Genomic DNA, 13,298 nt, shown 5'->3' with positions numbered 1-13,298 from the left:
TCTCCTTTTAGTTACATCATTTGTTTTCAGTTCCTTACTGCTGCTAATGAAAAATACATAATTTTATCTAAATAAACAAACCCTATCGGCAGCGAAAACAAATCTGATTAACAGGAGGCCTATTTGCGATGCGGTTTGGTTTGATTGTCCTATCTATTTTGGTTCTTTGTATAAGCTCCGCTTGTACACAAAATAACACGCAGAATGCCCAGAATGTCACGCAGAAGAATACCCAGAATTCACAAAAAGCCCAGCCCAAAGTCAAAACCCAACAAACAAAGACACTTTCCAACAACCAAACTCCCAATCTGGAAAGCGGAAAGGAAAAAGATGTCCGCAACCCACAGCCTCTTTCCTTGGCGGACTTGCATAAGAAGTATCCGAGCACCTTCTTGTTGAATGGGCCGTCGGATACAAACGAGGTTGCTTTGACATTCGACGACGCACCGGATGATGTTTTTACTCCCAAGATTCTGGATGTTTTGAAGCAGGAAGGAGTAAAAGCCACGTTTTTTTTGGTAGGGAATCGAATTGAAGCTCATCCCGATGTCATGAAACGCATCGTTCAGGAAGGTCATGCAGTCGGTAACCATTCTTACAGCCATGCGGATCTGATAAAACTAAATGACGCCGAGTTCCGGGATCAAATTCAAAAAACGGATAATCTGATTCGTCAGTATACGGGTTATACACCGAATATGGTTCGGCCGCCTTATGGGGATGTAAACGAAGAACAAATCAAGTGGATTGCAAGTCAAGATAAAAAAGTGATCAACTGGAATGTCGATTCCCTGGATTGGAAAGGATTAAGTGCTGAAGAAGTTCAGACAAACATTCTGTCTGATGTCCGTCCCGGTTCCATCATTTTGCAGCATTCCGGCGGCGGAGAGGGCGAAGATTTGACAGGAACGGTAGAGGCCTTGCCTAAAATCATTAATGCTTTTCGTAAAGAGGGGCTCAAGCCTGTAACGGTTTTGGAACTGCTTGATTTAACGAAGCCGACGAAATAAATACAGGCTGTCAATAATGTATACTAGGATATATGTTCTTATCTTGTGATTTGGACAAGGACATATATCCTTAAACAAAAAATGCTTTGCTTCACGATCTCTAACGATACGATTCCCCGCTATTTTCTTAATACAAGCTGAATGACATGGCTTAACCCAGAATGTGCCTTTCCTGCCACACGCTCTTGTTCGCCATAGAAGAAATGGATTACCTCATGACCTTCGCACCAAGCAAGAATATCTTTAGGTTCATACAGCATTTCAAGTTGCGCAGGCCCCCCCGTACCATACTTCAATTGGTCCTTGGAGAAAACCTCAATCATGAGAATTCCTTCTGGCTTTATCGCCTTTTTCATTTTATTAAGAACCATGGTTTGAGCGTCCTTATGGAAATGTCCAAATACCATGATGGCAGCGTCATATTCCTCGCTTGGTACATCATCCTCCAAAAGGTCGATTTGTTGGGTATGTACGTCAACGGAATGCTTACGTGCTAGTTTTTTCGTTTTTTGCAAACCACTTTCCGCATAGTCAATGGCTGTTACTTCGTGATTTCTTTTTGCTAGAAAAACAGCATTTCGGCCTTCACCCTCTGCAAACGCAATCACTTTTTTACATTGTTCTAACCGAAAAGCTTGTTGTTGAATAAACAGGTTCGCTTCTTCTCCATAATAATACTCTTCCGAACCAAAACGCTCATCCCAAATATTCTCCATGCTCACCGACCTCCTGTGATTAATGTATAGTCAAGTGCAATGATGATTCAACTTCTTTTTATTTCAGCGATGAATCCAATGCCATTGTAGAGCTTCTTTTTCTATTTTTTTGACAAAATCATTCTTACCGTCGATATAGCTATTAATGTCAGTTGGATATTCGTCAGCTAATCTACTCTTTAATTCTCCGTATTCTTTACATATTTCTGGGTTTTGACGAAGGTAATCTCTGAACGATAGGTGTCTTTCAATTTCTTGAATATGATCATACTGGAAAGCATGAATATGATGAGTACGATTGTCCCCACCCTTACGAAAGTATCGCCTTCCTTTTATTCCGAATTCCCCCATAACTTCATAGCCAAGATTTTCAAACTGTACAGAGTATGCATCTAATTCATTGATATCCTTAACGACTAACAGAATATCAATGATAGGCTTTGCTTTTAAATTTGGAATAGAAGTGCTTCCAATATGAAAACTATTTATTAGTTTATCTTGCAGAATTCCTTTAATTTTGAATTCTTCTTTTAGATACTTATTCCTCCAATTTGGATCATATTCTACAACGGTAATTTTCATTTCTTTCCCCCTAATGATCTGTGTCATGCAGAGTGACGCCCGCTTCGATCATTATAACAACTTTTTGTAAAAATTAGCGAAGTAACATCCCCAAAATAATAAAGTCGCCATTCTATTCCTATGTATTTTCAAAGCCATAAAAAACCTCGAAATCCTTCAGTATAGGAAATCGAGGTTTGAATTTACATCGCCATTAGATATTTTCGTTCTTCAATGTTTCAACAATGCTTTGTCCTTTTTGTTTTTTAGTCGCATAAAGGATGGTCATCCCCACAATGAAAAACACACCCACTACTGCTATAATGATGTCCACCCAAGGCAGCGTAAAATCAAATGAGAAATTCCGGCTAAGGATTTTATAGATTAAAAAGATTACACCTAAACTAATAGGCAGCCCGTAAAGCAGCGACTTTATTCCATAAAATAATCCTTCAAAACGTATCATTCGTTTCATGGTCTTTGGAGTCATACCCATCGAAGCTAACATCGCAAACTCACGTTTTCTTAAAGCCATGCCTGTTGAGATAGTGTTAATAATGGTTGCCGTACATATCAGCCCTAAGAGGACGACAAAGCCATATAGGAACACGGATGTGACTGTAGCCCGATTCAACTCCGATTGTCGGATCTCAATTAAATTGGTCGTATAGGCGTTTACACTTGGATAACTGTTTAGAATAGGCACGATTTCATTCTCCAATGCAACAGACTGTTCTGTTGTAAATTGAACCTCGCTGCCAATATAGCTGAATAGCTGATCGTTACCCAGTTCTTGAAACAGGCTGTCAAAATCCTTCTCTGAAACAACAAAAGTTACGATGGAAGGGTCCTCCTGGTAGCGATCCATAAAAGGTGGATGTTTATCTGTGATGGATGCGATTCGAATGCTCCCCTCTATCTTAGATCCATCAAACAAATCGATATTGAATGGTAGATCTGTTCCTTCAGTGACTGTCAACTGGGTGATCTCTGTGAAAATTCGTTTTTCTTTCAAGGTGAATCGGTTTACAAGTACCGCCGGAACTTTGTCGCCCTCGAGTTTCTTTTTATCTATACCTGCAGTTTGCAAATATTTTGTAAAAGATGCGTCATCAAGTGAAACAATGTTGGCATTCATAAGGTAAGCACCTTCATATGGTGTTAACCGATTAGCAATGTCCACAGTGACTTGGTTTTCTTTAAGATCCAGTGCTGCAGTAAGATATTGGGTCTTCACTTTGCTTGTTGCATTTTCCACAGACATTAATTCATTCGTTAATGGCTTTATTTCTTCCAGATCGTTACCATTTACGGAGACGACTACATCGTATGGGACCGGTTCTTGTGCCATGTTGTAAGATTTTTCTAAATATAATGAAAAAGAAGAGGCGGCCAAAAATAAGATTACACTGATGGCAAGAGAAAATACGGTTGTTCGATAGTGATGTTTATTTCTCTTTAGATTTTTTAACCCAAGTTCCGCTTCAAATCCAAACAACTTGCGAGTCACTTTTGATGTGCGAACATCTTTACTTTGAATTTCAATCTCCTTGTTCTGTCTGATAGCACTTATCGTAGTAATCCTGGATGCTCTCAAGGCAGGTAACCATGCTGAAATCAAAAGTGTTAAAATAGAAATCAATATGACAACAACAATGTTAAACGGTTCTATTACGAAACGAATGGGTTCACTCACTGAAAACATTTTTTGGATAAAAGGACTGAGCAGCTCAAAGGTAATACCAATACCCAGCGACCCCAAAATCAATCCAACGGGTATAGCGAATAGCCCGATGACGGCGGCTTCAAAAAATACAGAAGCCCTCTTCTGCTGTTTGGTTGCCCCTACACTGGATAGCATTCCTAAAGCTCGACTTCGATCTGCCAGGGAGATCGCGAACGCGTTATAAATGAGTGATATCGATCCGATCATAATAATGGTACCAATCGTAATAACAGCCAAATACATAGTCGTGACAAATCTGGAGTCATTCGAAATTCCGGAATAAAGCAGAAGGTTCCGATTATATCCGATTTTAGCTTCGTTTGGTTTTCCTTGATCACTTACTCGATGTACTTTGCTGGCGATCTCGTCACTAAGATCATATATGCCGGTCCCTAATTTTTTGTAATCCTTATATTCAACGCTTACGGTGTAAGGGGAACCTGTCTTCAATTTGGTCTCAGAAAGACCGCTGAACGCACGATAAGCAGCAGGTACATTATTCTCTCTTGCAGGTGCTTGAACAATTCCTGTTATAGTGTAGGTTTTACGGTTCGCAGGTGTAAAGATTTCCTCTGAATAGTAAGGAACATCGCTGCCTAATGATATTTTCATGTCTTCTTCTGTTTCGCTGCGCTCACCAAATTCCAATGTAATGACATCACCGACCTTCCATTGAACACCGGAGGTCTGCAATAATTGCGATGTAATTACCAGTTCATCTTCAGTCTCAGGCAAGCGCCCTTCGATTGCATTCACTGCTAATAGATCGTGATTACTGTGCTGCGTAACATACAAGTAGGGCTTTTTACTATTTTTAGAGTTTGTAAGCCGTGCAAAACCGAGTTCGTTTTCGATATCGTATCCTTCAATATATTCATTTTTCGTGATACTTTCCACATCTTCCCCAGTAACATCAAGAAAAGAAGCATGCCATGTACCATTGTAGGCAATAGCATCTCTTTGCATCATATCCATGAAAGAAGCCTTGATCGAAAAAACAGCTGTTAGCATGGCGACCGAAATAATAGCCCCGATGATGGTAACAATAGTGCGACTTTTATTATGTTTCATATAACGCAAGGTGAGCTTGTTGATGATATTCATCGCCGGATCACCTCATCCTTTGATATCATGCCATCTTGGATGGAAATAATCCGATCTGCTTGCAATGCTATGTTTTCGTCATGTGTAATGACAATCAGCGTTTGATTCCGGGCTTTGTGTAATTGTTTCAAAAGGTTTATAACCTCAGCACTGTTTTTGCTATCCAGATTCCCGGTTGGCTCATCAGCAAGTACGATAGCGGGACTGTTAATCAGGGCGCGACCGATGGAAACACGCTGCTGCTGTCCACCAGACAGCTGGTTTGGCAGATGATTTAATCGCTGTTGAAGACCTAAAATATCTACAATATTGGATAGGATATCTTGATTTACTTCTCTGCCGTCCAAAAGCAAGGGCAAGGTAATATTTTCCTCCACATTAAGAACAGGAATCAGATTAAAAAATTGATAGATCAGACCGATTTGCCTGCGTCTAAAAATGGCCAGGGCCGTTTCATCCATCGCGTATATATCTGTGTTATCAACAATTACCTTTCCGGATGTTGGAGTATCTACGCCGCCTAGTATATGCAAAAGTGTTGACTTGCCTGAACCAGATGGGCCAATAATCGCTACAAACTCTCCTTTTTGTACCGAAAAAGAAATATTGTTTAGTGCGGTAACTGCTGTTTCACCATCACCGTACGTTTTCGACAAATTTTCTACTCGTAAAATCTCCATCTTGAACCTCCTAGATTGATTGTTACGTTTAATTTACTCGGTTAAGATGTCTTATCGGTGACATGCTTTCTTACTATTTTGTCACTAAACAATTTGTTTGAAAAATTTGATGGTAAACGTTGTTCCTACACCAAACTCACTTTCCATAAATATATCGGCACTTTGACTTTGCAAAATCGTTTTAGACATCGCTAAGCCTATTCCAACACTATCAGGCCCGGCATTTCTCCCTTTATAAAATCGTTCGAAAATGTATGGGGAATCTTCTGGACCAATCCCCTTACCGCTATCGGTAATGATTATTTGCGTATACAAAGGTGTCTCTTCACAAGTAATCGTAATCCTTCCTCCGACCGGCGTATGCTCGATCCCATTTTTAATGACGTTTAGAATCGCTTCAACCGTCCAGTTTTCATCTACAGTCACCATTAGATTTTCATTACAGGATATAGAAAGCAGTTGATCTTTTAACTCTATTGGAATAAGGAGCGGCTCTAAAGCCTTATCTATTAACTTCTTGACAGATACAAGTTCCTTTTTGAAAGTAACACTTTGAACATCAATTTTGGATAGCTTAAGTAATGAGGTTACAAGCCACTCAATGCGCTTCAATTGATTGATGATATTACCTAGGAACTCTTCCCTTTTCTCTGGAGGTAGATTAGGATTGTTCAACAAATCTGCCATGACAAACATGGAGGTAAGAGGTGTTTTAAGTTGATGTGAAATGTTAGAGAGTGTCTCGGCCAAATAGAGTTTATCTTTTTTGAGATACATAGACTGCTCATATAAAGTTAAAGTGACTTTGTAAATATCATTTTTCAATATGCTTAATTCGCCTTCCTTGTTATCCCGTATATCCAAAGTAGGTTGACCAGAATAAACAGAAGCCAAATAGTCTGAAAGCTTTTTGATGTCTCGATAACGTTTAAGCGTAAACAGAAAAAAACATAGAAAGAGCAGGGATACTGTAGTAATGGCTACAATTCCTGCTTTCCAGTCCATCTTCCATATAATTGATGTGCCGATCATCGATATAATTATACTATAGGTAAATAATGCCCAAATACTCTTATTTTTAATCATGACTTCCACCCATACGATAGCCAAGCCCGCGCACGGTTTCTATGACTTTAGCATTCTGACTGTCATCCTCTAGCTTGTCTCGCAGTCGTTTGATGTAAACAGAAAGCGTATTATCATTTATAAAGCTGCTATCTAGATCCCAAATGCCTTCTAATAGCTGATTTCTAGATAATACTTGTCCCTTATGATTTAAAAATGTCAACAGCAAGCGATATTCTAAAGCGGTTAACGCTACTTCTTCTGTTCCTTTGTACACTTTAGCCTGTTTTGTATTTACAACGATATTTCCAACCTTCACTACATCATTTGAAACGTATGCTTTTTTATAATACCTAAGAGATGATTTCATTCGACTAATCAGCTCACGAATACGAAACGGTTTGGTGATATAATCGTCCGCTCCCATATCTAATCCTCGAACGACGTTGATCTCATCGTCACATGCCGTCAAAAAAAGTACAGGAGCTTCCTGATTTTCTTTAACATATTCGCAAACCTCATAGCCGCTGCCATCCGGCAAGGTTAAATCAAGTAAATAAATATCAAATTGCTGTTGTTTGATTGTATCCAATGCCATTTGCTTATTTTCACAAATAAATACTTCATAACCTTCACTGGAAAGCGAATAATGCAATCCATCCGCAATCGTTTTGTCATCTTCTACGACTAGTACTTTCAATTATGTTTCCTCCAAACTGCATATATAAAGAGAATATGTTATATAGTTTAAGCTAACGGCTTCCAAATGCGAGTTTTAATCGGGAGCTGACTTCAAAACTAGTATTACTGTTAATTAGTAAAAGGGTTACAATTTCGGAAATTCCGCTTGCAACCCTTTAATAAACAGCCCGCCATGGTCAAAAAGTCGGTTCTGGTTAGCTTACCTGCTCTTCCGGTAACGCACTCCTGGTTTCATGTTCATCCTATCGTAGATATCACATTTCCGTCCTGATCCTTAATGTATGTTTTCACGACTTGAATAATCAGCTCTTTATAAGCGGACAGCTTGATTATGTCTTCCTTAGGCTGCATGATTTGCGAAAGCTCGGTGATGACCGCTGCATCCAGCGTCAACCGGACTTCATTCTCTTCTACCACATAACGGGTTTCCTCTCCCGGCTCCATCACGACCCGCCAGTCTTGACTTGCAAGTGTAAGATTATTCCCTTTCAAAAGACGACCGCAAAGCAGTTTGCCAACCGTACCGGCCTGTCTGGCCCCCAAGGTGAGCACTGCCGGTTTCTTGCTAAGCAGACGGTGCTTTTCAGGCTCCCATGATAATTGATCGACGTATAAAAATCCGGTATTGGAGCCGTCACGCTCTATGCCTTTCTGGACAGCTTCAGCAATAGCTGGAATTTGCAGCACAGAGTCGCGTGATACATCGGTAATGTAACCTGGCAGTATCTCTTGACAGGCTTCCAGCATTCGTATTGTGCTCCATGTTTTTATAGCTTCCAGTTCATCCTCAGTAATGCCGACCATTTGAAGAAATTCAACCCGTCCATTCGTTGTAAATACGGCAGGAAGCTCTGGATCTTCGACAAAGGCAAGAGCAGTCAATTTCGTTTCGGACCCGAGACAGATGGGGCCGTTAGCATCTAAATAATCACCGGAAGCAAAAACATTTCCGCTATTGAATACATACCTTCCCATATTCTGAAGCAAGTTCAGCGCCCAAGCCGGCGGCTCCTCCTCGTCTTCCTCACGTGCGAGCCGAAACGTAAGTTCGAATCCGAAACCGCTATAATCCGTATTATCCGATTCTTTTTCATAAAGCTCCGAAAATCCAAAAGTGACGAAATGCCAGTGAGGTATAGGCTTTTCCGCCTTATAGGCGCTAATGCCATCCAACGGATCATTGCCCCCCAGCATATATGGGATCATCGTCCCGTAATGTTTCGGCTCCTGTGCCGCATAGATCTTACCCATTTGCTCTTCAATGGCATCCCATCCGATTGTAACCACTTCCTCATTCATCCATTACCCTCCAATGATTCATCTCTTCGATTTATTAAGTCGCTTGATTGTTTGCCTATCTTTCATGATACACTTGAAATGCTTGGAAACGACAGGTACCAATTACACAAAAATAGGAAGCTAATTCGTAGAACTATGAACCGGACCAGGCAATAAACGAAAAGAGTCAACCCCAGACTAGGAGGAGTTTGCTCAGCCAATAGCGGTCCTCTGCATTCTCATTCTTTTGCCTAAATGCGCAACTTTGTCCGCCTAAGATCGTATATCCAGTATCTTCTATTTTTATTACTCTAAACGAGGTGAAAACATGACGCTTGTAGACATTGTGCCTTACCATCCCGATTATGCGGAAAGCGTAGCTGAAATGTGGAACCGTAGCAACGATGAATGGGGCGGAGGTTCTTCCGTCCGTTCAGCCGAACAAGTCCGGCAAAGTGAAGAAAACTCGGATGCCTTTGCGGTGTTTCTTGCCATATGCAATCATGAGGTTGTCGGATACTGCAGCCTAGGTGAATATCGAGAGGATACCGGCGCGCTGTATATTCAGCTGTTGAATGTTCGGCCGGATTTTCACGGCCATAAGATTGGTAAACGGCTCGTGCTTCGGGCGGTCGAAGAAACGATCCGCCTGGGCTGGCCACGCGTTGACCTTTATACTTGGGAAGCGAATATGAAAGCGGTGCCCCTGTACAAAAGATGTGGGTTCTTCTGGGAAGACCGTGAAGATGCAGTGCATTTTATGAATTTTATCCCCCAGGTGGCCGCCTGTGAAGCGCTTGCCCCTTATTTTCAGGAATTCGACTGGTATGCTGACCTGAAACGGACGATTGAAATCAAACCGGACGGGCAGAAGGATAACGGCTTCGAGACGTACACTTACGCTTGGGCCAATGATAACGGTCGGTCGCTACGCGTCGATATTGAACGCAGAAGCCGCGGTATCTGTCTCATCGAGACGGAAGATTTTTTGCTATCCGCCACGGCTGAGCAAGCTGAGCCGGTATTTGGCAAAGATTATAAAGTCGAATACCGCATTGTCAACAAATCAAGCGCGCCGCTCCAAATTGAGCTTCAGGGCGAATCGGACCACAACATCGTTTTCGATTGGCAGGAGGAATTTTTAGTGGAAGAGGAGCGTCAGATCTCTGCAAGCTTTTTCGTTGGAGCGATCGAGGAGCCGCAGAGCGAATGGCGCACTTGCCCGGCTGTACAGACCCGGGTTCGCATTAATGGTTCTGAAGCGCTGCTGAAGGTCGGCATCGTCCCGAAGTTTCCGGCCAGCATCCAAATGAACGTTCCCGCAGTAAGACATGCAATAGGCGGCAAGTATACGTTGTATCTGGATATACAAAATCATTTTGCTCAGCCGGCCACGTTTGCCTTCACCCTGCCTGGAACCGATTGGCTTGCTCTCGAACAGCAAACGTTCGAAATAAAGCTGCGAGCGAAAGAACGGGTCTCGCTGGCCGTTCCTTATCGCTTGCTGGATTACGGCTTCTACCATGCAAGGCCGCAAATTCGGGCCGTTCCGGACCATGGGCCTGAGGTGTTGTTTACCCTAACCATCGGCAACGCTTTTGGCGGGCCCGGCGCGATGGTTGCAGGAGAAGCGGATAAAAGCTGGCTAGCCTGGAACGGCGGGTACAATCTCCATTGCGACAAGGACCATAACAGAATGTCGCTTCGGACCGTGAGCCGGAAAGACGAAGAAATTATGCTGTTGCCGCCGTCCATCGGCAAGCCATATTCGAGTGAATTTTCACGCAAGAAGCCGCTCCGAGTTGAAATTTGCGAAGAACGCGGTGCGATTGGATTCCGACATACATACCAATCGGATGCTTTTCCCGAGCTTCTACTGCATCTGTGCACCTTACTTTACGCCGACGGAACGATGAAACTGTGGCATGAGCTGGAAAACAGCTCCGGAACGCCAGTCACCCGCGAGATCTGGGTTTCCCAACGTATTCGTTCGGACTTATACCGAATGGTCTTGCCTTACGATGGCCGCATCATCGAAATGACCGATTCCCATGGGGACGATCACGAATATTGGGACGGTGCCAAGTTCAGCGAACCGTGGCTCTTTGTCCGCAGCGACCAAACCGCGTACGGCATTTGTTGGTCCCAAAGCCACCGAATGCGTTTCGGAGAATGGTTTATGGAGCTGGAAAGTGTCGTCGGATCGTTGGAACCTGGAGAAACGAAAGCTTCGGAAACGATTTTCATGTCCGTGGGCGGTTTTCATGATTGGAACGAATTCCGGACGTTTGCTTTGAAACGGGCCGATCTGGAAACGTCCCCATCGTCAGTCCGCCATATGGAGTTGATGGCCAATGAAGGAAACCCGTTCGTCTCATCGGATGTGAAGGAAGTGACAGCTCTCCTGCATGATGTCAAACAGAACGTATGGGAAGGCGAGTTGTCCGTTTCTTATGCAGGCGAAGCTCGTCCGGCAGCCCAAAGGGTACTTTCAGCGGATGAAGAAGCCGCAGAAGCCTCTTTTGTTTTGCCGTCTCCATCGTCTCCTTGCAGCCTTATCCAGCTGGATGCACAGCTTGGCTCCCAGCTAGAGACGTACTACAGCGCCTTGTTCCCGGTGTCGTCCGTTCCCGTTCGCTGCAGTACCTACACGGAGGCAGAATACTCAGTATATGAGGCTGATAACGGGATAATCCGGATCTTCACTGCGCCGGAATATTACCCCGCTCTCCAATCACTTGCAGTTCAAGGACAGGAATGGCTCGCCTCTGGTTTTCCGGAATACGGGATCAGATCCTGGTGGAATCCCTGGATCGGCGGTATAACGGATGAGTTTGACGATATGAACCCGGCGTCTGTGCGAAAGGAAGAACACGCCGCCAGCTTTGTTCGCGTTGCCGATAACAAAGGCAACGTTTGGTCTGGCATCCGAATACGACAGTCTATTCAACAGCACGACATCTACAAAGGAACGATCATAGACAGTTACTACTTACTGCTCCCTGGAGCGCCAGTACTCGCTTATATGACCGATGTCCGTCAAAACACAGGAACTTATCTGGAAAAATCCCTACTCAGCGAGATGTTCCTCCGTTCTAACGAAGTAGGATCGTCCAGCGAGAATGGTGAATCTGAAGCGCCTGGGCAGTCCGGCAATTCCGAAGCGTTCGGCGAGTCTCGCGAGACGGGCACCGGCTGGCTGCGAACGTTCGCACCTGACGGCAAAACGCTGCGTTACGCCATTGGCAAAGACGAACTAAGCGTGCGCGAAACGAAAGACTACGGTTTCGGCTTTGACGGTCGTACCGGAGTGATGCAAATGGTAACTGATGAAACTGTCAACCGCCCTTCTCTCTATACAAACACGGACATTTGCTGCCTGTCGCTCACGCGGGATGTTCACTTGCCACACGGAAATGAGTACCGCTCGGCTCCAATTTTCTTCGTCTTTTCGGAGGCACTGCTTCCGATCGAGGGACTAGAAGCTTTGCGCCGGATCTCCTTTCCTCTTACGCATAAATCTAACGATATGGAAGGAGCGCAGACCGAATGAAGGTAATTGATGCGCATATGCATTTGTCTCATATTACTTCCTTTAAGGAAACGGCGGTCACCCGTTCATTCGTCGATTATTCCGTTGACGGATTACTTTCCGAGTACGCTACGCAAGGCGTCGTGCTGGGCATCGGGATGGGACTGACGGAATCCGTCCCTCAAGGCTTCCCGGATCGGGAAGCCTCAACCCCGATGGGGCTTGATATGATAACAGAAGCATTCCCTAAGCAAGTCGTCTACTGTCCTGGAGTTAACCCCTTCAAACTGGACAACGCTGGATTGGACGAGCTGGAACGGGCTTTGCAGCGGCCAGAAGCGGTGGGGATCAAAATCTATCTCGGTTATTATCCGTTTTACGCCTATGACAGCGTCTATCAACCGGTATACGAGTTGGCGAAACAATATCAGATGCCGGTCGTATTTCATACGGGCGACACGTACTCGGAACGCGGCTTGTTGAAATATGCGCACCCGCTGGCGGTAGATGAAGTGGCCGTCGATCATCGCGAAGTCAATTTCATGATGGCCCATTTGGGCGATCCTTGGGTGCTCGACGGAGCGGAAATCGTATATAAAAATCGCAACGTCTTCGCCGACCTGTCCGGTCTGATCGTCGGCGATGCTGCCGAATGCACGCGGCTAAAGGATTCTCCGCTCGTCTTTGCTCATTTGCGCCAAGCGCTGGCATACAGCGGTCAATATGAGAAAATGCTGTTCGGCACCGACTGGCCGCTCGCCCCAGTAGAACCTTATTTGCAGTTCGTGCAGGAACTGATTCCCGAATCTTATCACGAGGATGTTTTTTATCGTACTGCCTTGCGGGTGTTTCCCAAAATCGCCCCGTTGGTCGGGTAGTAACGCCTTATATGATGAAAGACCTTTATGCCCTGTTCAATAAAGA

10 protein-coding genes are annotated in these 13,298 nt (G+C 44.0%); 3 read left to right on the top strand and 7 right to left on the bottom strand.

From position 1 onward, the window contains the following. Positions 1 to 128: 128 nt before the first annotated feature. Positions 129 to 1,010 carry a polysaccharide deacetylase family protein gene (locus C8268_RS10200; protein WP_106767561.1) on the top strand — a complete coding sequence of 294 codons (882 nt, stop codon included), beginning with the start codon at positions 129 to 131 and terminating at the stop codon, positions 1,008 to 1,010. Between the two features lie 119 nt (positions 1,011 to 1,129). Here the strand turns inward: C8268_RS10200 and C8268_RS10195 are convergent, their stop codons facing one another. From C8268_RS10195 to C8268_RS10165, 7 genes are all read right to left on the bottom strand, one after another. Continuing rightward, positions 1,130 to 1,726 (bottom strand): class I SAM-dependent methyltransferase, encoded by a 597-nt coding sequence (locus C8268_RS10195; protein WP_106767560.1) that lies wholly within the window; start codon positions 1,724 to 1,726, stop codon positions 1,130 to 1,132. A 63-nt stretch (positions 1,727 to 1,789) separates the two neighbouring features. After that, positions 1,790 to 2,308: a GrpB family protein gene (locus C8268_RS10190; RefSeq protein WP_106767559.1), complete on the bottom strand. Its 519-nt coding sequence runs from the start codon at positions 2,306 to 2,308 to the stop codon at positions 1,790 to 1,792. 193 nt (positions 2,309 to 2,501) lie between these two features. After that, positions 2,502 to 5,117: an FtsX-like permease family protein gene (locus C8268_RS10185; protein ID WP_106767558.1), complete on the bottom strand. Its 2,616-nt coding sequence runs from the start codon at positions 5,115 to 5,117 to the stop codon at positions 2,502 to 2,504. Further along, positions 5,114 to 5,797 carry an ABC transporter ATP-binding protein gene (locus C8268_RS10180; RefSeq protein ID WP_106767557.1) on the bottom strand — a complete coding sequence of 228 codons (684 nt, stop codon included), beginning with the start codon at positions 5,795 to 5,797 and terminating at the stop codon, positions 5,114 to 5,116. The genes C8268_RS10185 and C8268_RS10180 overlap by 4 nt, the downstream gene beginning before the upstream one ends. Before the next feature lie 84 nt (positions 5,798 to 5,881). After that, entirely contained in the window at positions 5,882 to 6,883 is a 1,002-nt protein-coding gene (locus tag C8268_RS10175; protein WP_106767556.1) for a sensor histidine kinase, read from the bottom strand. Continuing rightward, positions 6,876 to 7,562: a response regulator transcription factor gene (locus C8268_RS10170; RefSeq protein ID WP_106767555.1), complete on the bottom strand. Its 687-nt coding sequence runs from the start codon at positions 7,560 to 7,562 to the stop codon at positions 6,876 to 6,878. The genes C8268_RS10175 and C8268_RS10170 overlap by 8 nt, the downstream gene beginning before the upstream one ends. A 239-nt stretch (positions 7,563 to 7,801) precedes the next feature. Then, complete coding sequence (locus C8268_RS10165; protein ID WP_106767554.1) at positions 7,802 to 8,863, bottom strand: suppressor of fused domain protein; 1,062 nt, start codon at positions 8,861 to 8,863, stop codon at positions 7,802 to 7,804. 307 nt (positions 8,864 to 9,170) lie between these two features. On the opposite strand from C8268_RS10165, the gene C8268_RS10160 reads away from it, so the two are divergent. Next, entirely contained in the window at positions 9,171 to 12,395 is a 3,225-nt protein-coding gene (locus C8268_RS10160) for a GNAT family N-acetyltransferase (protein WP_106767553.1), read from the top strand. Further along, the gene (locus tag C8268_RS10155; RefSeq protein ID WP_106767552.1) at positions 12,392 to 13,252 is read left to right on the top strand and encodes an amidohydrolase family protein; all 861 of its coding nucleotides are present in this window, start codon (positions 12,392 to 12,394) and stop codon (positions 13,250 to 13,252) included. Before C8268_RS10160 ends, C8268_RS10155 begins: the two co-directional genes overlap by 4 nt. Positions 13,253 to 13,298: the final 46 nt, after the last annotated feature.

The sequence above is a fragment of the Paenibacillus faecalis genome, assembly GCF_900289175.1.
Classification (GTDB): domain Bacteria; phylum Bacillota; class Bacilli; order Paenibacillales; family Paenibacillaceae; genus Paenibacillus_AQ; species Paenibacillus_AQ faecalis.
This window is presented reverse-complemented; position numbering and strand designations above follow the sequence as displayed.